The organism is Arenibaculum pallidiluteum (assembly GCF_017355985.1).
Taxonomy (GTDB): domain Bacteria; phylum Pseudomonadota; class Alphaproteobacteria; order Azospirillales; family Azospirillaceae; genus Arenibaculum; species Arenibaculum pallidiluteum.
In genome coordinates this window covers 15,620-36,391 of sequence record NZ_JAFIQU010000026.1, presented here as the reverse complement: position 1 = coordinate 36,391, position 20,772 = coordinate 15,620, and the positions used below count along the sequence as shown (strand labels likewise).

16 protein-coding genes are annotated in these 20,772 nt (G+C 70.6%); 12 read left to right on the top strand and 4 right to left on the bottom strand.

Translation table 11 applies throughout. The features are described 5' to 3' along the window. Window positions 1-121: 121 nt before the first annotated feature. The 6 genes from JUB13_RS29425 to JUB13_RS29400 all read left to right on the top strand — a co-directional run bounded on the left by JUB13_RS29425 (window position 122) and on the right by JUB13_RS29400 (window position 9,867). Window positions 122-928: an enoyl-CoA hydratase/isomerase family protein gene (locus JUB13_RS29425; protein WP_236025321.1), complete on the top strand. Its 807-nt coding sequence runs from the start codon at window positions 122-124 to the stop codon at window positions 926-928. A 10-nt stretch (window positions 929-938) separates the two neighbouring features. Beyond that, on the top strand, window positions 939-1,772 hold the full coding sequence (locus JUB13_RS29420) for an SDR family oxidoreductase (RefSeq protein WP_207485810.1): 834 nt from the start codon (window positions 939-941) through the stop codon (window positions 1,770-1,772). 139 nt (window positions 1,773-1,911) lie between these two features. Further along, a complete protein-coding gene (locus tag JUB13_RS29415; RefSeq protein WP_207485808.1) occupies window positions 1,912-2,736 on the top strand; it encodes an alpha/beta fold hydrolase in 825 nt (274 codons plus the stop codon). A gap of 233 nt (window positions 2,737-2,969) precedes the next feature. Then, the gene (locus JUB13_RS29410; protein WP_207485806.1) at window positions 2,970-5,882 is read left to right on the top strand and encodes an ATP-binding protein; all 2,913 of its coding nucleotides are present in this window, start codon (window positions 2,970-2,972) and stop codon (window positions 5,880-5,882) included. Between the two features lie 198 nt (window positions 5,883-6,080). Further along, window positions 6,081-6,770 carry a nuclear transport factor 2 family protein gene (locus JUB13_RS29405; RefSeq protein WP_207485804.1) on the top strand — a complete coding sequence of 230 codons (690 nt, stop codon included), beginning with the start codon at window positions 6,081-6,083 and terminating at the stop codon, window positions 6,768-6,770. A gap of 346 nt (window positions 6,771-7,116) precedes the next feature. Further along, entirely contained in the window at window positions 7,117-9,867 is a 2,751-nt protein-coding gene (locus JUB13_RS29400) for a hybrid sensor histidine kinase/response regulator (RefSeq protein ID WP_207485802.1), read from the top strand. 22 nt (window positions 9,868-9,889) lie between these two features. On the opposite strand, the gene JUB13_RS29395 is transcribed toward JUB13_RS29400, so the two are convergent. After that, window positions 9,890-11,590: a glycoside hydrolase family 17 protein gene (locus tag JUB13_RS29395; protein WP_207485800.1), complete on the bottom strand. Its 1,701-nt coding sequence runs from the start codon at window positions 11,588-11,590 to the stop codon at window positions 9,890-9,892. Window positions 11,591-11,658: 68 nt separating this feature from the next. Then, window positions 11,659-11,988, bottom strand: coding sequence for a heat shock protein HspQ (hspQ, locus tag JUB13_RS29390; RefSeq protein WP_207485798.1), 330 nt, complete (start codon window positions 11,986-11,988; stop codon window positions 11,659-11,661). A gap of 201 nt (window positions 11,989-12,189) precedes the next feature. On the opposite strand from hspQ, the gene JUB13_RS29385 reads away from it, so the two are divergent. Further along, window positions 12,190-13,269 (top strand): COX15/CtaA family protein, encoded by a 1,080-nt coding sequence (locus JUB13_RS29385; protein ID WP_328703046.1) that lies wholly within the window; start codon window positions 12,190-12,192, stop codon window positions 13,267-13,269. Between the two features lie 64 nt (window positions 13,270-13,333). Here JUB13_RS29385 and JUB13_RS29380 read toward each other — a convergent pair whose 3' ends face one another. Further along, a complete protein-coding gene (locus JUB13_RS29380) occupies window positions 13,334-14,113 on the bottom strand; it encodes an endonuclease/exonuclease/phosphatase family protein (protein WP_207485794.1) in 780 nt (259 codons plus the stop codon). Further along, entirely contained in the window at window positions 14,110-14,799 is a 690-nt protein-coding gene (locus tag JUB13_RS29375) for a TVP38/TMEM64 family protein (protein ID WP_207485792.1), read from the bottom strand. The genes JUB13_RS29380 and JUB13_RS29375 overlap by 4 nt, the downstream gene beginning before the upstream one ends. Before the next feature lie 180 nt (window positions 14,800-14,979). Here JUB13_RS29375 and JUB13_RS29370 point away from each other — a divergent pair, with 180 nt between their 5' ends. The 5 genes from JUB13_RS29370 to JUB13_RS29350 all read left to right on the top strand — a co-directional run bounded on the left by JUB13_RS29370 (window position 14,980) and on the right by JUB13_RS29350 (window position 20,674). Next, the gene (locus JUB13_RS29370; protein ID WP_236025320.1) at window positions 14,980-16,590 is read left to right on the top strand and encodes a peptide ABC transporter substrate-binding protein; all 1,611 of its coding nucleotides are present in this window, start codon (window positions 14,980-14,982) and stop codon (window positions 16,588-16,590) included. 63 nt (window positions 16,591-16,653) lie between these two features. Further along, on the top strand, window positions 16,654-17,577 hold the full coding sequence (oppB, locus tag JUB13_RS29365; protein ID WP_207485790.1) for an oligopeptide ABC transporter permease OppB: 924 nt from the start codon (window positions 16,654-16,656) through the stop codon (window positions 17,575-17,577). A 10-nt stretch (window positions 17,578-17,587) separates the two neighbouring features. After that, window positions 17,588-18,517, top strand: a complete 930-nt coding sequence (locus JUB13_RS29360) for an ABC transporter permease subunit (protein WP_207485788.1) — start codon at window positions 17,588-17,590, stop codon at window positions 18,515-18,517. Window positions 18,518-18,521: 4 nt separating this feature from the next. Then, the gene (locus JUB13_RS29355; RefSeq protein WP_207485786.1) at window positions 18,522-19,616 is read left to right on the top strand and encodes an ABC transporter ATP-binding protein; all 1,095 of its coding nucleotides are present in this window, start codon (window positions 18,522-18,524) and stop codon (window positions 19,614-19,616) included. After that, window positions 19,613-20,674 carry an ABC transporter ATP-binding protein gene (locus JUB13_RS29350; protein WP_207485784.1) on the top strand — a complete coding sequence of 354 codons (1,062 nt, stop codon included), beginning with the start codon at window positions 19,613-19,615 and terminating at the stop codon, window positions 20,672-20,674. Before JUB13_RS29355 ends, JUB13_RS29350 begins: the two co-directional genes overlap by 4 nt. The last annotated feature ends 98 nt before the right edge of the window (window positions 20,675-20,772 follow it).

Sequence of the window (20,772 nt, the reverse complement as noted above, 5' to 3'; positions counted from 1 at the left end):
CACGGGGCGTCATGGAGCGCCCGCGTTGAGCGGGCCCGGCATTGGCGATAGCCTTCCAGGCCCGGCCCCAGCGGCGCGGCACGGGTCCACGAGCAAACTGCCGCCCCGGGAGGAGAGTTCCTTGACCGACCTGAACAACCGAGTCCGGCTGGAGGTGTCCGAGGCCGTCGCCACCGTCACCCTGGATCGCCCGGAAGCGTTGAACGCGCTGGATCCCGCCATGGCCGAGGGGCTCCACGCGGCGCTTGCACGCTGCGAGGCCGACGAGGCCGTGCGCGCCGTGGTGATCCGAGGTGCCGGCGGCGCCTTCATGGCGGGCGGAGACGTGAAGATGTTCGCGGGCCTGCTGGCCGAGCCAGGCGGCAGCCCGCGCGCCTTCTTCGAGAAGCTGATCTCCACCGTGCACCAGTCGGTGATCCTGCTGCGCCGCATGCCGAAGCCGGTGATCGCCGCGGTCGAGGGGCCTTGCGCGGGCTTCGGCTTCAGCCTGATGCTGGCCTGCGACCTGGCGGTCGCGGCCGAGGACGCGGTGCTGACGCTAGCCTACTGCCACATCGGCGCCAGTCCCGACGGCGGGGCGACCTTCCACCTGCCGCGAGTGGTGGGCGCCCGCCGGGCGGCCGAGATCGCGCTGCTGGGCGACCGCTTCGGCGCCGCCGAGGCCGAGCGGCTCGGACTGGTCAACAGGGTCGTGCCAGCGGCAAGCCTCGAGGCCGAGACCCTTTCCCTGGCGCACCGCCTGGCGGCGGGGCCCACTGCCGCCTATGCGCGCACCAAGGCGCTGCTCAACGCCAGCCTGGACCGGCCGCTGGAATCCCAGCTCCAGGCCGAGGCCGAGAGCTTCGCCGCCGGCGCGGCGACGCGCGACTTCGCCGAGGGCGTCGCCGCCTTCGTCGCCAAGCGCAAGCCGGTCTTCCAGGGCCGGTGAGGGCAAGTCCATGACGAGCCTCCCCATCACGAGCCTCAGGGGCAAGACCCTGTTCGTGACCGGGGCGTCGCGCGGCATCGGCCTCGCGATCGCCCTGCGCGCGGCGCGCGACGGCGCCAACCTTGCCATCGTTGCCAAGACCGACGCACCGCACCCGAGGCTGCCGGGCACCATCCACACCGCCGCGGAGGCCGTCGAGGCCGCCGGCGGCCGCGCGCTGGCCCTCAAGGTCGACATCCGCGACGAGATCCAGCTCGCCGAGGCGGCGGCGCAGGCCGCCGAGACATTCGGCGGCATCGACATCGTCGTGAACAATGCCAGCGCCATCAGCCTGACGGGCACGGCCGAGACGCCGATGAAGCGTTTCGACCTGATGTTCGGCGTCAATGTGCGCGGGACCTTCGCGGCCACGCAGGCCTGCCTGCCCTGGCTCAGGAAGGCGGCGAACCCGCACATCCTGGCCCTCGCCCCGCCGCCGAACCTGAACCCGCGCTGGTTCAAGGACCACGTGGCCTACACCATCGCGAAATACGGGATGAGCCTCTGCGTGCTCGGCTGGGCCGAGGAGTTCCGCGAGGACGGCATCGCCGCCAACGCTCTGTGGCCGCGCACGCTGATCGCGACCGCGGCGCTGCAGATGATCCCCGGCGCCGGGCCGGAGCTCGGCCGCAGGCCAGAGATCGTCGCCGACGCCGCCCATGCGATCCTGGTGCGCGACAGCCGGCAGTGCACAGGCAACTTCTTCCTGGACGAGGACGTGCTGGCCGAGAGCGGCGTGACCGATCTCTCGGGCTATGCCTACGCGCCGGGCGCACGGCTCGTGCCCGACATCTTCCTGGACTGACGGAGCCTTCTGCGCCGCGCTTTACGACGATTAACACCCGCCCCGCCCAGCTTCCTGAGACACTGCATCCGGGGCGGCACCGTCGCGCCGTTCCGCCGGCTGCGCCGGACCTCGGCCATCAACCAGGGGAGACAGGACCATGCCGACGATCACGACCAGGGACGGCACCGAGATCTTCTACAAGGACTGGGGCAAGGGGCAGCCCATCGTCTTCCACCACGGTTGGCCGCTCAGCGCGGACGACTGGGACAACCAGATGCTGTTCTTCCTGGAGAACGGCTACCGCGTCATCGCCCACGACCGGCGCGGCCACGGCCGCTCGGCCCAGACCGACACGGGCAACGACATGGACACCTATGCCGCCGACGTCGCCGATCTGGCTGCGGCGCTCGACCTGCGCGATGCCGTCCATGTCGGCCACTCGACGGGCGGCGGCGAGGTCGCGCGCTACGTGGCCCGGCATGGCAAGGGACGGGTCGCCAGGGCCGTGCTGATCGGCGCCGTCCCCCCGGTCATGGTCCGCTCCGACCGGAACCCCGGCGGCCTGCCGATGGAGGTGTTCGACGGCTTCCGCGCGGCGCTGGCCGCCAACCGCGCGCAGTTCTTCCTCGATATCCCGAGCGGGCCCTTCTACGGCTTCAACCGGCCCGGCGCGAAGGTTTCCGAGGGGCTGATCCGGAACTGGTGGCGCCAGGGCATGATGGGCGGGGCCAAGCCGCACTACGACTGCATCAAGGCCTTCTCGGAGACGGACTTCACCGAGGACCTGAAGTTGATCGACGTGCCGGTGTTGATCATGCACGGCAGCGACGACCAGGTCGTCCCGATCGAGAACTCGGCCAAGCTCGCGATCAAGCTCCTCGGCGCCGGCACGCTGAAGGTCTATGAGGGCCTGTCCCACGGACTGTTCGCCACCCATCCGGAAATCATCAATCCGGACATCCTGGCCTTCATCCGGGGCTGAGCCCGGCGGGGCGGGCGCGGGCCCGGCCCGGCGTCCGCTCCGATCGCGATCCGATACGCGCAACGAGCCCCGCGACGGACGGGTGCGCACCCAGTGACAAGGCGAACTCTGCAATAGATATGCAGATGACTTCAGGGTCACGATGATGTGAATTCGCACCCACAATGGGCGTATTGCACTGGCTTCGCTGCCGGACACTATGTTCGGGAGGGGGCTGTGCGCATGAGGCGTTCATGGCGGGCGGATATGATATTCGGGAAGGCGACGTCGTATCCTTCGGCGCGTTCCGCCTTTTCCCCACGCGGCGTGCCCTTTTCCGCGACGGCGAGCCGGTGCAGCTGGGCAGCCGCGCCCTCGATATCCTGGTCGCGCTGGTGGAGCGGGCCGGGGAGGTCGTGCCGCGGCGCGATCTGATCGACCGGGTCTGGCCCGACCTCGTGGTCGAGGAGGGCAATCTCCGCGTCCACATCGCCAATCTGCGCCGCGTCCTCGGGGACGGGCGGGACGGCGCGCGCTATGTCGCGAACATCCCGGGACGCGGCTACTGCTTCGTCGCGCCGGTGGGGCGCGAAGCCCCGCCGCCGGCCGACATGGCGGGGAACATCGCGGCGGGGGCGGGTGCGGCTGCCGCGGCGGGGCCAGCCGCCCTGCCGAGTGTCCCGAGGCTGCCGCCGCGCTTGGCGCGGATGGTCGGGCGCGACGAGACCGTCGCCGCCCTGTCCGGCTCGCTGGCACGACATCGCTTCGTCAGCGTGGTCGGACCCGGGGGGATGGGCAAGACGACGGTCGCCGTCTCCGTCGCCCATTCCGTTCTCGACGATTTCGGGCAGGCCGTCTTCTTCGTGGACCTGGGATCGCTTGCTGACAGTACGCTCGTCAATGCGGCTGTGGCCACGGCGCTCGGCTTCGTGCCGCAGGCCGAGGATCCCCTGCCCGGCCTGCTCGCCTTCCTGGCGGGCCGACGCATCCTGCTGGTGCTCGACAACTGCGAGCATGTCGTCGACGCGGCGGCGACGCTCGCCGAGCGCCTGTACAGCCAGGCGCCGCACCTGTTCATCCTGACGACGAGCCGCGAGGCGCTTCGTGCCGAGGGCGAGCACGTGCACCTGCTGCATCCCCTTGACACCCCGCCTTCGGAGGAGGGGCTGACGGCGGCGCAGGCGCTGGCCTGGCCGGCCATCCAGCTCTTCATGGAGCGCGCGGCATCGGGAGGATACCGGTCCGCGCTCACGGACGAGGACGCGCCCATCGTCGCCGGCATATGCCAGCGGCTCGACGGTCTCGCCCTCGCGATCGAGCTGGCCGCGGGCCGCGTCGGCTCATACGGCATCCGGGGCACGGCCGAACTGCTCGACAACCGCTTCAAGCTCCTCTGGCAGGGGCGGCGCAGCGCCCTGCCCCGGCACCAGACCATGCAGGCCATGCTGGACTGGAGCTACAACCTGCTCAGCGAGCGCGACCGCTGCGTCCTGCGCCGGCTGTCGACCTTTGCCGGTATCTTCACGCTCGAGGCCGCGCAGGACGTCGCCTCCGACTTGGACGTTCCGCCGACGGAGGTGGCCGAGGCGCTGTCGAGTCTCGTGGACAGGTCCCTGGTCTGGGCTTCCGCCTATTCCGGCGCAGCCTATTACCGGCTGCTGGACACCACGCGGTCCTACGCCGCGCTGAAGCTCGCCCAGAGTGACGAGGCAGACGCGGTCGCCCGCCGCCACGCCTTGCACTACTGCCGCCGGCTTGCGCCGGAGACGACGCCGTCGCTGATCGCGGGCGGCGGCGACCTCCCGGCCCAGGCGCTCCTCATGGGCAACATCCGCGCCGCGCTGGAATGGAGCTTCTCCGGGCACGGCGACGGCGCCCTCGGGGTCGACCTCGCCGCCCGCGCGGCGCCCCTGTTCCTGGGCCTGTCCCTGCTGCACGACTGCCAGCGCTGGTGCGAGCTGGGCCTGGCCCGCCTCGACGAGGCCGACCGCGGCAGCGCCAAGGAGCTCTCACTCCAGGCGGCGCTGGCGATCTCGGCCATGTTCACCAAGGGCAACGGCCGGGAGATCCGGGCGGCCATCGAGCGCGGCCTGAACCTCGCCAGCGCGCTCGGCAGCAGCGAGTACGAGCTTCACCTTCTGGCCGGGCTGCACATCTTCCTGACCCGGATCGGGGAGTTCCACGACGCCGTGAGGGTGGCCGAGCGCAGCGCCACTGTGGCGGCAGCCATCGGGGATCCCTCCGCAGGCGTGATGGCGGACTGGATGCTCGGCACCGCGTACCACCTGATCGGCGACCACGCCGAAGCGCTGCGGTATTGCGAGCGCGGCCTCCGCCGCGCCGCCGCCGGGGTGATGCATGTGGACTTCTTCGGTTTCGACCATCGCGTCCGGGCCCTCATCGTGCTCGTCCGGGCCTTGTGGCTGCGGGGCTTTGCGGATCAGTCGGCGCGGGTCGCGGTCCAGGCGATCGCCGAGGCCGAAAGGCGCGAGCAGCCGGTCACGCTGTGCATCGCCCTGATCTATACGACCACGGCCTCGATCTGGGCCGGAGAGCTGGAGACGGCCGGGCAGCGGGCGGCGCGCCTCGTGGAGCATGCCGCGAAGCACTCGCTGGGGCCCTACCATGCCGTCGGCCTGGCGCTGCAGGGCGAGATCGCCATCCGCATGCGGCAGGCGCCGCGGGGCGTCTCGTTGCTGCGCGAGGCGCTGGGGGCGCTCCGTGCGGAGCAGCACCAGATCCTGACGACGCCGTTCCTGCGCGCGCTCGCCGAGGGGCTGGCCGAGTGCGGGCAGTTCGACGAGGCTTCGGCGACCATAGACGGCACCCTGGCACGGGCCAGGGAGCGCGGCGAGGCCTTCCACCTGCCGGACCTCCTGCGCGCGCGGGGAGAGATCCTCCTCACGGCACCGGGACCGGACCTGGCTGCGGCGGAGGCCGCGCTGCTGCGCGCGGTGCAATGCGCCCAGACGCAATCGGCGCCGGGCTGGGAGCTGCGGGCCGCGCTGCCGTTGGCACGGCTGTGGCTGCGCCAGGGGCGCCGCGCCGAGGCGCGCGAGATGCTCTCGGCAGCCCTGCACCAGTTCACGGAGGGCTTCGGCACCGCCGACCTGCGCGAGGCCCGGCGCCTCCTCCACGAGGCGGAGCATATGGGTCTCACCGCCTAGGGGCGGTCCGGGGCACGCCCTGAACCGGCGTCTGGCGCGGGCGCATTGATTGGCCGCGGGCATGGGAGCGGCTGGAAGGGGGCGCAGGCGCCCGGCCACGGAATTTACGCGCCTTAGCACCACTGAACGCGACGGGCGCGAGCCGCGCGGCGAAGGTTCAGGTCTCGGCTTTCGCCATCCCGCCAGCAAAGGCGCCCGATGTCCTCCCGGATCCTTCCCCCCGCGGTGGAGACGTTCCTGCGCGCGGCGCAGTCCAACGATCCCGACCTCGTCGCATCCGCGATCCACGGGGGCGGTGTCCTCCATTTCCGCAAGAGAACGCTCGAGGGACATGCCATCCGCGCCTGGGCGGAGCGCCTGTTCAGACGGGCGCCGCTGACCTTCCGGATCATCAGCCACGACCGGCAGTCCGGAGAGCTGCTGCTGACGGTGATGGTCGGGCGGAACGGCAGGCCCGGCGCGCTCGGCACCTTCGACTGCCGCTTCGCGCTGACGGCCGGAAGCATCCGGCGGGTGAGCATCGCGCCCAGCCGGACGCCGGACCTTCCCCCGCCGCTCGCCGCCTTCGTCCGCGCGACGAACGACGGCGATCTGGAGACCCTGCTGGCGACCTTCGCCGAGGATGCTCTTGTGAACGACCAGCTGCTCGACTACTGGGGAAAGAGCGCGATCCGCGACTGGGCCATCCGGGACGTCATCGGCGACAGGCTCGCCATGCACGTCGTCAGATGCGTCGAGCACTACGGCAACATCATCCTCACGGCGAATGTCGATGGCGATTTCGACACGCGCGGCCTGCCGGAACCCCTGGTGCTCGCCTTCTACTGCTCGGTGTCCGACGGCAGGATCGTCCAGCTCATCATCCTGCGGAACCAGGCGGGTACCTGAGCATCCGGGCTCCGGCCGCCACCCGCCGGCATCGTCCGGCCAGATCCCCAATTTCGCAGAGATCAGGGCGTTGTGATCGGCAGGTCCGTGCGGGTATACCGCCGGCATGAGAACGAACCCTGCCTCCTTGACGCGTCGTCCCGCCCCAAGGCTACCTGCTTGGTCGGGGCGGAAGCAGCATTCGGCCGCCGGCAAACCGCCGATGGCCTCGTCCCGGCCGGCATGCGCCTGCTGAAGCGCGAAGAGCCCTTGGACCAAAGAGGCGCCCGGAAACGTTCGGTATCCGATGAACGACGCCATCGCTGACGGTTTGTCGTGCGTTTCCTTCCTGGCGGAAGGAGGCGAAATGGGCACCTTGATGCGGGCTCATGACTGGGCCGCCTCCCCGCTCGGCCCGCCGGAGCGCTGGGCCGTGCCCTTGCGCACGCTCGTCTCGGTGCTGCTGAGCTCGCACCAGCCGATGTTCGTGGCCTGGGGAACGGAACGGACCCTTCTCTACAACGACGCCTATTCCGAGATCCTCGGGCGGAAGCATCCAGAGGCGCTCGGCCGTCCGTTCCTCGACGTCTGGTCCGAGATCCGGGACGATCTCGCGCCCATCGTGGCCGAGGCCTACGCCGGGCGGGCGGTGCGCATGGACGACATCACGCTCGTCATGCACCGCAAGGGCTATCCCGAGGAAACCCATTTCGCATTCTCCTACACGCCGGTGCGCGACGAGACGGGCGCGGTCGCAGGGCTTTTCTGCCCGTGCATCGAGACCACCGAGGAGGTTCTCGGAAAGCGGCGCCTGGCGGCGGAGAGCGACCGGCTCCGCGAGCTGTTCCGGCAGGCGCCAGGGTTCTGCTACGTCTGGCGCGGCCCCGATCACGTCTACGAGATGGCGAACGACGCCTATTTCCAGCTCGTCGGGCGACGCGACATCATCGGGAGGCCCGCCCGTGAAGCCCTGCCCGAGATCGAGGGACAGGGTTTCTTCGAATGGGCGGACCGGGCCTATGCCACGGGCGAGGCCTTCGTCGGCCGCGACGTGCCGGCCAGGCTCCAGCGGCACCCCGGGCAGCCGCTGGAGGAGCGTTTCGTCACCTTCATCTTCCAGCCCATCCGTGATGCCGACGGGCAGGTGACGGGCCTTTTCGTCCAGGGAAGCGACGTCACGGAGGCCAAGCGGGTCGAAGCCGCCTTGCGCGCGAGCGAGGCGCGCTTCCGGGCCGCGCTGGAGATCAGGACGGTCGGCGCGATCTATTTCGACATGGATGGCCGGATCACCGATGCCAACGATGCCTTCCTCGAGATGAGCGGCTACAGCCACGAGGACCTGCGCTCGGGGCTCGTGACCTGGCAGCGCATGACCCCGCCCGAATGGATGGAGCATTCCGAGACGGCCTTCGCCGAGCTGAAGGCCATCGGGCAGACCACGCCCTACGAGAAGGAGTACCTGCGCAAGGACGGCTCGCGCTGGTGGGGCCTGTTCGCGGCCACGATGATCGATGACAGGACCGGCTTCGAGTTCGTCCTGGACATCAGCAAGGCCAAGGAGAACGAGGCAGCCCTGCGGGAGCTCAATGCCACGCTCGAGATGCGCGTCGCCGAGCGCACCGCCGACCGCGACCGTATGTGGCGCCTTTCGACCGACGTCATGATCGTGCATCGCCTCGACTCCACCATCACGGCGGTCAATCCGGCCTGGGGCACGGTGCTGGGCTGGTCGGAGGAGGAGCTGCTCGGAGCCTCGGCCCTCGGCCTCATCCACCCCGACGATCTGAAGGCGACCCACGTCGAGAACGAAAGGCTCGCGGCAGGGCGCACGACGCACCGGTTCCTGAACCGCCTGCGGCACCGGGACGGCAGCTATCGCTGGATCTCGTGGACGGCCGTTCCCGACGGCAGCCTCGTCCACGCCGTCGGGCGCGACGTCACGGCCGAGAAGGAAAGCGAGGCGGCCCTCCAGCAGGCCGAGGACCAGCTGCGCCAGGCGCAGAAGCTGGAGGCGGTCGGGCAGCTCACCGGCGGGCTTGCCCATGACTTCAACAACCTGCTGCAGGCGCTCGGCGGCTGCCTCAACATGATCCGCCGGCGCACGGCGGAGCCGAAGCTCGGACCGCTGCTGGACGCGGGCCAGCAGGCCGTCGATCGTGGGGCCAAGCTCGTGCAGCAGCTCATGGCCTTCGCCCGGCGCGAGGGCCTGCGCCCGGAGGCGATCAGCGTGCGCGACCGGGTGCTCGCGATGACGGCGCTTCTGGAGCGCGCCCTGCGCGCCGATATCCGGCTCGAGACGCGATTCGCGCCGGGCCTCTGGCCGGTGGAGGCGGATCCGACGCAGTTCGAGCTGGCGCTCATCAACCTCGCGGTGAACGCCCGTGACGCGATGCCGGAAGGCGGTCGGATGACCATCGAGGCGGAGAACGTCGTCCTGGAGCCGGGGGACCCGACGGGGCTGGTGGGGGAATTCGTCCGCCTGCGCATCTGCGATACCGGAACCGGCATGTCGGAGGAAGTGCGCGACAAGGCCTTCGACCCGTTCTTCACCACCAAGGAGGTCGGCAAGGGCAGCGGCCTGGGGCTGGCCCAGGTCTACGGCCTGGCGCGACAGGCGGGCGGGAGCGCCTGGATCGACAGCGAGCTCGGCCGCGGCACCTCGGTGATCCTGCTGCTGCGCCGCTCGGCTCGCTCTGCCGCGGCGATGGAGACGGCCGCCGCGGTCGCGGCGCCGATGGCGGGCTGCAGCGGCCGCGTGCTGCTGGTCGAGGACGACACCATCGTGGCCTCGATCGTCGCGGCGGGGCTGGAGGACGCCGGCTACGAGGTGACGCGGGTCGCCACCGCGGACGAGGCCCTGCCGCTCCTTGCGGGCGATGCGCAAGTCGACCTTCTGTTCTCCGACGTGGTGATGCCCGGCCGTATCGGGGGCGTGGAGCTTGCCCGCGAGGCCCGGCGCATGCGGCCCGACCTGCCCATCGTGCTGACCACAGGCTACAGCGAGCGGGTGGCGCAGGCGGAGGGCGTGCGTATCCTGGCCAAGCCCTACCGGATCGACGATCTCCTTCGCCTGCTGCAATCCGTCTCGCGGGAGAGGAGGCGTTCCGGGCAGATGTGACGGGCGCGGGCGCCCCGCGGCGTCATGCCTTGCGCAGCGCCCGGACCTCGGCCGCGAAGGGTACCGCCAGCAGGACCAGCAGCCCTGCCCAGGCCAGGGCCTCGCGGTTCTGGATTCCCTCGCTGACGACCAGCCCCAGCGCGCCCAGGGGCAGCAGCGCCGCCAGCGCGGCAGCGAAGGGCGCAAGCCTTGCTGCCTGGCCCAGGCTGCGCACCCGTGCGGCCGGGACCGGGGTGCCGCCCGAGAGCAGCCCCGCGAAGGCGAAGGCCGAGAAGCCGCCGCCGCGCCGCCAGGCGCGCAGGATGCCGAGCCCGATCAGCACCAGCACCGGCCCTGCGAAGTCGGGGATCGGAAAGTCGCGGTAGCGCCCGTTGAACACCAGCAGATAGGTCGCCAGCACCGCGACGCCGGCCATCACCGCCAGCACCAGCCCGCCGAAGCCGGCAAGGCGCGTGCCCGGGGTCTCCATCTCCGCGAAGACCGCGCACTCCCGCCCGGGCTCGGCCGCCGGGCCCACGCTCTCCGAGAACAGCCGCAGCACCGCCGGGACCAGGGTCACGGCCAGCGCCGCGTGCAGCGCCCACAGCAGCCAGGCGCGGACCGTCTCGAAGGGATAGTAGGTCTGGGTCGCCCCGACGTGCCAGGCCCAGACGAGGCCGCTGCCGAGCACGAAGGCCGCCACGCAGCCTGCCGCGAAGCCGGCCGTGCCGACCTGCCGCGTGCGCACCGCGCCGATGCCCAACAGGGCCAGCGCCGCCGCCGTCGAGAAGCCGAAATGAAGGCGCCAGGACGGGTTCGCGACCACCGAGCCCGTCAGGTGGAACTTGCGCTCGCGCTCGGCCGAGAACAGGCCCCAGTTGGCGCCCACGGTCCCCTCGTTCAGGGACTTCCAGGGTTGGTCGAAGGCCTCGATCAGGTTGTAGTCGAAGCCTTCGCGGGCGGCCAAGCGGATCACCATGTTGATGAAGCGCGCCTTGTCCACCAGCCCCGTGGTGGCCGGCCCGCGCGAGCGGCCCGCCGTCGGCCAGCCGATCTCGCCCACCAGGATCGGCTTGCCGGGGAAGCGCTCCTTGATGACGTGCAGCGCCTCCAGGATCCGCTCCTCGGACTGCTCGGCCGAGACCGGGATGTCCTCCCAGTAGGGCAGGATATGGATCACGATGAAGTCGACATGCTCGGCGACCTGGGGGTTCTGCAGCCAGAACTCCCAGACATCCGCATAGCCGACGGGCTGGGCGATCGCGGCGCGGACCTCGTCGATATAGGCGATGAGCTGCTCCGGGGTCTGGCTGCGCCGCAGCAGCACCTCGTTGCCCACGATCACCCGCCGGATCACGTCGGGATAGGCGTTGGCGGCCTGGATCAGCGCCGCGACCTCGGCCCGGTTGATCTCGGGCTTGGTGTCGATCCAGGCGCTGTGCGTGACCGTCAGGCCGAACTCGCGGGCGAGCGGCGGGACGGCTTCGAGTCCCTCGCGCGCCGTATAGGTGCGCACGCCGTGCACCTCTGTGGAGAGCAGCTTCAGGTCCTCGGCGATCTGCTCGCGCGTCGGGAAGGTCTCGGTCAGCGGGCTCTGATTCGCGCGGAAGGGCGCGAAGGAGACGCTGGGCAGCTTTCCGCCGGGCAGCTCCTCCAGGGGCACCGGCCGGTTCGGCAGGGCCCACAGACCGAAGGTGGCGGCGATGGCGGCGGCGAGGATCAGGAGACGGGTCAGGGCGCGCATGGCGGGCTCAATACACCAAGCCGCGCGCCCGGGCCATGGCCGCCGTCACACCCCCGCGGCGGCCGCGCCTATTGGAGCGACTGGGCACGCAGGCGGTAGCGCGTTCCGTCGAACTTCTCGAAGGAGGCGTCGACCAGCGGATGCGCCACCGGCCCGTTCTCGGAATCCGGCACCAGGTTCTGCTCGGAAACGTAGGCGACGTAGGCGGTTTCGGGGTTCACCGCATAGAGATGGTAGAAGGGCTGGTCCTTGCGGGGACGCGCCTCCGCCGGGATGGCCTGGTACCATTCCTCGGTGTTGTTGAATTCGGGATCGATGTCGAAGACGACGCCGCGGAACTCGAAGATCCGGTGCTTCACCACGTCTCCGATACCGTATTTCGCGCACTTCGCCTTCATCGGGGTCCTCCTGAGCCCCCGTGATGTAGCGCAGCCGGGGCGCGATGCCCAGCCCCGCAATGGTTGCCGTGGAAACTGGAATCTCCGCGCGCGCATGCTATGGATGCGGCCGCTTGCCGCAGCCGGCCTCCCTTGGCCGCGCGGCGCGGCAGCCCATCTGCACCATCGAATCTGCGCGGACCTCAGAGGATCGGACGGACAGTGACCTCGCTCACCCACACCCCGGCGGCCGCGGCCGCGCACCGGGCCGGCACGCCGCGGGCCATCGCCGTCTGGCTGCTGGTCTGCGCGGCCATGGTCTTCGCGATGGCCGTGATCGGGGCGGTGACCCGGCTGACGGAATCGGGCCTCTCCATGGTGGAGTGGCGGCCGCTGATCGGGATCCTGCCGCCGCTCTCCGAGGCCGAGTGGCAGCGCGTCTTCGAGCTCTACAAGCAGTTTCCGGAATACCGGCTGCGGAACGCCGGCATGACCATCGAGCAGTTCCGGGGCATCTTCTTCTGGGAATGGTTCCACCGGCTCTGGGGCCAGCTGATCGGCTTCGTGTTCCTGCTGCCCTTCCTGTGGTTCTGGCTCACGCGGCGCATTCCGAAGGGCCTGATGCCCCGGCTGGCCGGGCTGTTCGTCCTGGGCGGGTTTCAGGGGCTGGTCGGGTGGTTCATGGTGCTGAGCGGGCTGGTCGACCGCCCCTCGGTGAGCCATTACCGCCTGGCCATGCACCTCTCCATGGCCTTCCTGATCTACGTGCTGCTGCTGCGCGTGGCGCTGGACCTGCTGGATCCCGCGTCCGGCGGCCACCGGGCCGCGCCCGCGGGCAGCCTGCGCCGGCATGCCCGCGCGGCCTCGGCGGCGGTGGCGGTCACCGTGGTCTGGGGCGCCTTCACGGCCGGGCTGGACGCGGGGCTCGTCTACCCGACCTGGCCGCTGATGGGCGGGCGCCTCGTCCCGGCCGAGGCCTGGGACCTCGCCCCGACCTGGTCCAACCTGTTCGAGAACCACGCCACCGTGCAGTTCGCCCACCGGTGGCTGGCAGCGGCCGCGGCCCTGGCCGTGCTGGCGCTCGGCTGGCGCGCCTGGTCGGCCCAGGGCATGACGGCGCGCGGGCGCGCGCTGGGCGTGGCCCTGGGCCTTGCGGCGCTGGGCCAGGTCACCCTCGGCATCGGAACGCTGCATTCGGGCGTCGCCGTCGGCATCGCCGCGGCCCACCAGGCGGGCGCGCTGGTGGTGATCAGCCTGCTCGCCTGGTTCCTGCACGAGATCCGGCGGCCCCAGGCTGCCTGAGGGACTCCGAGCGGAGACCTCCCGATAGGGGCGGCTGCGGCGGCCTGTGGCCGCCGCAGCCTACTCAGCGCCGCACGGCGATCGTCGCGCGCACCGGCAGGTGGTCGGAGGCGCGGCGGGTGTGCTTCGTCTTCACGACCTCGAAGCTGGCGAGCTGGAGTTCGCCGGTCACGTAGATCCGGTCCAGCCGCAGCGCCGGCAGGCGAACGTGGAAGCTGCGCGGCGCGGCGCAGTCGTCGAAGCTGCGTGCCAGCCGCTTGAGCCGGGGCGAGCGGCCGCGCCATTCGTTCAGGTCGCCCATGAAGACGGTGGGCCGCGGCGGGCCGGCTTCCATCGCGTGCAGGACGCGCGTGATCTGGGCGTTGCGCTCCCACGGGTCGAGGCCGAGATGCGCCACGATCACGCGCACGACCCGGTCGCCGACCTGGATGTCGGCGTCGATGGCGCCGCGGGGCTCGCGCATGGGCAATGAGAGGTCGATGGGCCGCACCGCGAGAACCGGCAGGTTGGTCAGCAGCGCGTTGCCGTAATGGGCGCGCTCGTTGTGCTTGGTCGGGCCCGGATAGGCCTTCAGGCCGGATCCCTGGGAGATGGCGGCGAACTGGTCGCGCCCGATCTCGCCGCGGTGATGCCAGCCGACCTCCTGCAGGCCGACCACGTCGCATTCCAGGCCGCGCACCACCTCGGCCACCCGCTCGGGCGAGAACTTGGCGTCGATGCCGACGCAGCTATGGACGTTGTACGTCGCGATCCGGAAGCTCGCGAGCCCCGCGGGCGGCGTGCCGGTGCGCTCGTCCTGGACCTCCTCCGGTTCATCGGCCAGCTCGTCTCGGAACTCGTTCACGCGCGCTCCTCGCTTCCGTCCCTGATATCCCCGCTTCCCAGCAGCCGGCCCGCGGCCCAGCCCAGCGCCAGCGCCGCGCCTGCCGCCGCCACGACGAGCCCCAGCGTCTCCGGCCGCGGATCGCGCAGGGCCCTGCCGATCTGGGTGCCGAACAGGCTGAAGGCCAGCGTCCCCGGCGCCATGCCGATCGCCGTCCCGGCAAGGAAGTGAGTGAACCGCAGATGCGATGCCCCCGCCACCAGATTCACCACGGTGAAGGGTGCGGTCGGCACGATCCGCACCACCGCCACGGCCAGGACGCCCTGGCGGGCGAACCAGTGGCTCGCCCGGTTCACCCCGGGGCCGCCGAAGCGCCGCACCAGCCGCGCGCCCGACAGCCGCCCCAGCCAGAAGACCGTCGCCGCCGAGGCGAGGCACCCCGCCAGCGCCGTCAGGAAGCCCGCGACCGGTCCCAGCGCCATCGCGGTGACCGCGATCAGCACGAGCACCGGGAACATCAGGCATCCGCCCAGCACGAAGAGCGCCACGATCACCGGCGGGCCCAGCGCGCCCAAATCCGCCACCCGCTCGGCCCAGTCCACGAGGCGGCCGGGTTCGGCCAGGGCCGAGAGCGGCGTGAAGTGCCAGAGCGCCGCCAGGCCCGCCAGCAGCGCGGCTGCGAGCAGGACGCCCAGGACGAAGCGCATGCGCGGGGACCATCTCATCAGAAGGGGACAACACGCGAGTTCGGGGTTCGGCACGTCACCCGAAAGCGCGGCGCAGAAGCCGGGTTTTCCCGTTGATCGGCCCAGGACGACAACCTACCGTTTCGCTGCGCGTCCGCAGAAGACCGCCGTCCAAGGAACCCGAACAGGAGCAGGACAGAGATGCAGGATATCCCAAGGATGCTGGGCCGGCTCGCGACGGGGCTCGCGCTCGGGATCGCGCTGACGGCCGCCGCCATGGGCGTGGCGCAGGCCGAGGTGGTTCTGCGGCGCGGCAACGGCGCCGAGCCGGCGACGCTGGACACCCACAAGTCCACGGGCGTGCCCGAAAGCTACATCCAGATGGACCTGTTCGAAGGCCTTCTGGCCTCGGACCCCGAGGCCAAGCCGATCCCCGGCGCGGCCGAGAGCTGGACCATCAGCGACGACGGAACGGTCTACACGTTCAAGTTGCGCTCCGATGCGAAATGGTCCGACGGCTCGCCCGTCACCGCCGAGGATTTCGTCTTCTCCTGGCGCCGCCTGGCCGATCCCGCGACCGCGTCCCAGTACGCCTTCTTCATCTGGCCCGTGAAGAACGGCGAGGCGATCACCAAGGGGGAGATGCCGCCCGACGCGCTGGCGGTCGAGGCCGTGGACCAGAAGACCCTGAAGGTCACGCTGCGCGCGCCGACACCCTATTTCCTGTCCGCGCAGCTCCACCACGCGCTGTTCCCGGTCTCCAAGGCCAATGTCGAGAAGTTCGGGGCCGACTACCTGAAGCCCGGCAACCTCGTCAGCAACGGCGCCTACACGCTGGCCGAGCACGTGCCCCAGAGCCACGTGAAGCTCGTGAAGAACCCGGCCTATTACGGTGCCAAGGACGTCAAGGTCGACACGGTCTACTTCTACGTGACCGAGGACATCGACGCCGAGCTCAAGCGCTTCCGCGCGGGCGACCTCGACGCCACCTACGAGATGCCGCCCCAGCAGATCCCCTGGGCCAAGGCGAACATGGCGGATTCATTCCGCGCCCCGGCCTATCTCGGCAGCTACTACTACGCCTTCAACCTGACCCACGAGCCCTGGAAGTCGAACGCGAAGCTGCGCAAGGCGGTGTCGCTGGCCGTCGACCGCGAGATCCTGGTGGAGAAGATCACCCAGGCGGGCGAGCTGCCGGCCTACGGCTTCGTGCCGCCGGGCATCGTGAACTACCAGTCGGCGACGCTCGACTATGCCGGCATGCCCCAGAAGGACCGCGACGCGCTCGCCAAGAAGCTGTTCGCCGAAGCCGGCTACGGGCCCGGCAAGCCGCTGGACCTCGAGATCTTCTACAACACCAACGATCGCCACAAGAAGATCGCCATCGCCGTCGGCGGCATGCTCAAGCAGAAGCTCGGCATCAACACGACGCTGACGAACCAGGAATGGAAGGTCTACCTGGATGCGCGGAACCAGAAGACCTACAAGGACGTGATCCGCGTCGGCTGGATCGGCGACTACAACGATCCCAACACGTTCCTGGAGCTGCTGCGCGGCGACATCGGCCCGCAGAACCCCGCGGCCTACGACAATCCCCGCTACAACGAGCTGCTGAGCAAGGCCGGCAGGACCGCCGACCTGCAGGAGCGCGGCCGCATCATGACCGAGGCCGAGGCGCTGATGCTGGAGGATCACCCGATCATCCCGCTCTACTACTACACGCGGCCCCTGATGGTGGCGAGCTACGTCAAGGGCTGGCAGGACAACATCCTGAACTACCACCCGACTCGCTTCATCACGGTGCAGAAGTGACGGCGGGCGCGCCGGTGCGCCGGCGCGCCCTCCCCCGCCCCGGAGCCGCGGTGGAGGGCAAGCGTGCTTAGCTACGCCGTCCGGCGCCTGCTGGGCGCCATACCGACCCTGCTGGTGATCCTGACCATCGCCTTCTTCATGATCCGGCTGGCGCCGGGCGGCCCCTTCGACGACGAGCGGACGCTGCCGGCCGAGATCGAGGCGAACATGAAGGCCGCCTACAACCTGGACCAGCCCCTCCCGGTGCAGTACCTGCGCTATCTCGGCGGCGTGCTGCGCGGGGATTTCGGCCCGTCCTTCAAGTACCGGGACTTCACGGTCAACCAGCTGATCTGGGGCGGCTTCCCGGTGTCTCTGCGCATCGGCGGCATCGCGATCGCGCTGGCCGCGGTGGTCGGCACGACCCTGGGCGCGCTCGCCGCCCTGCGCCAGAACTCGGGCCTCGACCACGGGGTGATGGCGCTGGCCATGACCGGCATCACCATCCCGAACTTCGTCGTCGCCCCGCTGCTGACGCTGGTGCTGGGCGTCCATCTCGGGCTGCTGCCGGTGGGCGGCTACGGCGACGGGTCGTGGCGGAACCTGCTGCTGCCCGTGGTCGCCCTCGCCCTGCCGCAGATCGCCTACATCGCGCGCCTGACCCGCGCCTCCATGATCGAGACGCTGCGCTCGAACTTCGTGCGGACGGCCCGCGCCAAGGGCCTGCCCGAGGGGACCATGCTGCGCCGCCACGCGCTCAAGGGGGCGCTGCTGCCGGTCGTTTCCTACCTCGGCCCCGCGACCGCGGGGATCATCACGGGATCGGTGGTGATCGAGCAGATCTTCGGGATTCCCGGCATCGGCCGTTACTTCGTCCAGGGCGCGCTGAACCGCGACTACACGCTGGTGATGGGCGTCGTGGTCTTCTACGGCGCGCTGATCATCCTGTTCAACCTGCTGGTCGACCTGCTGTACGGCGCGCTCGACCCGCGCGTGCGCTACGACTGAGCGGGCCTCCATGCCGACCGACCTGTCCGCGACCCACCCCAACCAGCCGGTCCCCCCGATCGCGCCCCTGCCCGCTCCGCCGCGGCCGGTGCGGGGCCGCTCGCTCTGGGCCGACGCCTGGCGCCGGCTGCTGCGCAACCGCGCCGCCGTGGCCGGCGCGACGATCCTGGTCCTGATGGCCCTGGCCTGCGTGGCCGGGCCCATGCTGATCCCGTACGCGCTGGACGACATCTTCTGGGACGCGATCCAGGCGCCGCCGAGCCTGGAGGCCGGGCATCCCTTCGGCACCGACGCCAACGGCCGCGACCTGCTGGTCCGGACCCTCCACGGCGGCCGTGTCTCGCTGATGGTCGGGCTGGTCGCGACGCTGGTCAGCCTGGTGATCGGGGTGAGCTACGGCGCCATCGCGGGCTATGCCGGTGGGCGGGTCGATTCCGTGATGATGCGGGTGGTCGACATCCTCTACTCGCTGCCCTTCATGTTCTTCGTGATCCTGCTGATGGTCTTCTTCGGGCGGAACATCCTGCTGATCTTCGTCGCCATCGGTGCGGTGGAGTGGCTGGACATGGCGCGCATCGTCCGCGGCCAGACCCTGAGCATCAAGCGCAAGGAGTTCATCGAGGCCGCGCGGGCGGGCGGCGTGCACGGCTTCGCCATCGTGCGCCGGCACGTGATCCCCAACGCGCTGGGACCAGTCGTCGTCTACATGACGCTGACCGTCCCCAAGGTGATCCTGCTGGAGAGCTTCCTGAGCTTCCTGGGCCTCGGCGTGCAGGAGCCGATGACGAGCTGGGGCGTGCTGATCTCGGAAGGGGCCGCGAACATGGAGGCGGCCTGGTGGATGCTGGTCTTCCCGGCAGGCTTCCTGGCGGTCGCGCTGTTCTCCCTGAACTTCATCGGCGACGGGGTGCGCGACGCCCTCGACCCGCGGGACCGCTGACCCCATGGCCCTTCCCAACGCCGCCCGCCCCGATGGTGCCCGCCCCGATGCCGCCCAGCAAGACGCGATCGGCGGTCCCGCACCGCTTGCCGCCGCGGTTCCGGTCCTGGCGGTCGAGCACCTCACCGTCGGCTTCGAGACGCCCGAGGGGCCCGTGCACGCCGTCGCCGATGTCAGCTTCACCATCGCTCCCGGCGAGACGCTGGGGGTCGTCGGCGAATCCGGCTCGGGCAAGAGCCAGCTCTTCATGGCGGTGATGGGGCTTCTGGCCGCCAACGGGCGCGCCTCGGGATCGGTGCGCTTCCGCGGCGAGGAGATCCTGGGCCTGCCGACTGCCCGGCTGAACCGGATCCGGGGGTCCCGGATCGCGATGATCTTTCAGGACCCCATGACCTCGCTGAACCCCTATCTGCGCATCTCGGCGCAGATGACCGAGGTCCTGCGGCTGCACAAGGGCATGTCCGAGCGCGACGCCCTGCGCCGCGCCGTCGAGATGCTCGACCTCGTGCGCATCCCCGAGGCCGCGCGGCGCATCGCCATGTACCCGCACGAGTTCTCCGGCGGCATGCGCCAGCGGGTCATGATCGCCATGGCTCTCCTGTGCCAGCCGGACCTGCTGATCGCGGACGAGCCGACGACCGCGCTGGACGTGACGGTCCAGGCCCAGATCCTGGACCTGATGGCCGATCTCAAGCGCGAGTTCGACACCGCCATCGTGATGATCACCCACGACCTCGGCGTGATCGCCGGGCTGGCCGACCGCGTGGCCGTGATGTATGCGGGCCGGCTCGTCGAGCGCGGGCCGGTGCGCCGGATCTTCTACGAGCCCGGACATCCCTATACCGAGGCGCTGCTGCGCAGCATGCCGCGCCTGGACGAGGGCGAGGCGTTCGGAGAGCTGCCGACCATCGGGGGCCAGCCGCCGAACCTGCAGCGCCTGCCCCCCGGCTGTGCCTTCCAGGACCGCTGCCCCTACGTCTTCGACCTGTGCCTGCGCGAGCCGCCGGCCCTGCTGCCCACGGATGCTGGCTCCCACCCTGCCGATCCCGCGAGCCGGCTCTCGGCCTGCCACCGGGCGCGACCGGGAGGCGTGCCATGAGCGCACCGCGCGTCACGACGCAGGAGCAGGACGGCGCGCGGTCGCGGGCGCCCGACGACGGCTCCGGCGCGCCGCTGCTGTCGGTGCGCGACCTGCGGGTGCATTTCCCGATAGCATCCGGCTTCCTGCGCAAGCCGTTCCTGCTGCGCGCCGTGGACGGGGTCAGCTTCGACCTGCATCCCGGAGAGACGCTCGGCGTGGTCGGCGAATCCGGCTGCGGCAAGTCCACCCTCGGCCGCGCGATCCTGCGCCTGGTCGAGCCCAGTGCCGGCCGGGTGGCCTGGCTCGGCGAGGATTTGGCCGCCCTGCCCCCCGGCGCGCTGCGCGCGCACCGGCGCGACATGCAGATCATCTTCCAGGATCCGCTGGCATCGCTCGACCCGCGCATGACGGTCGGCGACATCATCGGCGAACCGTTGGCGACCTTCGAGGGCGGCCTGCCCCGCGCCGAGCGCCGCCGGCGGGTCGAGGAGACCATGCGCAAGGTCGGGCTGGTGCCCGAGATGATCAACCGCTACCCGCACGAGTTCTCCGGCGGCCAGGCGCAGCGCATCGGCATCGCCCGCGCCATGGTGCTGCGGCCGCGACTGGTCATCTGCGACGAGCCGGTCTCGGCGCTCGACGTCTCGATCCAGGCGCAGATCGTGAACCTGCTGGTGCGCCTCCAGCGCGAGCACGGTCTGGCGCTTGTCTTCATCAGCCACGACCTGTCGGTGGTGCGGCACATCTCGCACCGCGTGATGGTGCTCTATCTCGGCAAGGTGGCCGAGATCGCCGACCGGGACGCCATATACCGGGCGCCGCGCCACCCCTACACGCAGGCGCTGATCTCGGCGGTGCCCCTGCCGGACCCCGATCGGGAGCGCGCAAAGCGCCGCATCGTGCTCAGGGCCGAGCTGCCCTCGCCGCTCTCGCCGCCCTCGGGCTGCTACTTCCGTACCCGCTGCCCCAAGGCCCAGCCGGTCTGCGCCGAGCGCGCGCCGGAGCTCTACCCCGTCGGCCCCGGCCACGGCGCGGCCTGCCATTTCTGGGACACGCCGACGCCCACCGCCGGGTGATGGACCGGCGAACGGCACAGAAAAAGGCGCCGGCCCTCGCGGGCGGCGCCTTTTCTCCAGGACATCCCGGCCTTGCGGCCGGGGAACCACACCATTTC

What these genes read in the sequence shown, in the direction of transcription:
- JUB13_RS29405 (WP_207485804.1), top strand. Translation starts at nt 6,081, where the DNA reads ATGTCCTCCCGGATCCTTCCCCCCGCGGTGGAGACGTTCCTGCGCGCG.
- JUB13_RS29410 (WP_207485806.1), top strand. Translation starts at nt 2,970, where the DNA reads ATGGCGGGCGGATATGATATTCGGGAAGGCGACGTCGTATCCTTCGGC.
- JUB13_RS29420 (WP_207485810.1), top strand. Translation starts at nt 939, where the DNA reads ATGACGAGCCTCCCCATCACGAGCCTCAGGGGCAAGACCCTGTTCGTG.
- JUB13_RS29350 (WP_207485784.1), top strand. Translation starts at nt 19,613, where the DNA reads ATGAGCGCACCGCGCGTCACGACGCAGGAGCAGGACGGCGCGCGGTCG.
- JUB13_RS29415 (WP_207485808.1), top strand. Translation starts at nt 1,912, where the DNA reads ATGCCGACGATCACGACCAGGGACGGCACCGAGATCTTCTACAAGGAC.
- JUB13_RS29400 (WP_207485802.1), top strand. Translation starts at nt 7,117, where the DNA reads ATGGGCACCTTGATGCGGGCTCATGACTGGGCCGCCTCCCCGCTCGGC.
- JUB13_RS29355 (WP_207485786.1), top strand. Translation starts at nt 18,522, where the DNA reads ATGGCCCTTCCCAACGCCGCCCGCCCCGATGGTGCCCGCCCCGATGCC.
- JUB13_RS29370 (WP_236025320.1), top strand. Translation starts at nt 14,980, where the DNA reads ATGCAGGATATCCCAAGGATGCTGGGCCGGCTCGCGACGGGGCTCGCG.
- JUB13_RS29395 (WP_207485800.1), bottom strand. Translation starts at nt 11,590, where the DNA reads ATGCGCGCCCTGACCCGTCTCCTGATCCTCGCCGCCGCCATCGCCGCC.
- JUB13_RS29360 (WP_207485788.1), top strand. Translation starts at nt 17,588, where the DNA reads ATGCCGACCGACCTGTCCGCGACCCACCCCAACCAGCCGGTCCCCCCG.
- JUB13_RS29375 (WP_207485792.1), bottom strand. Translation starts at nt 14,799, where the DNA reads ATGCGCTTCGTCCTGGGCGTCCTGCTCGCAGCCGCGCTGCTGGCGGGC.
- hspQ (WP_207485798.1), bottom strand. Translation starts at nt 11,988, where the DNA reads ATGAAGGCGAAGTGCGCGAAATACGGTATCGGAGACGTGGTGAAGCAC.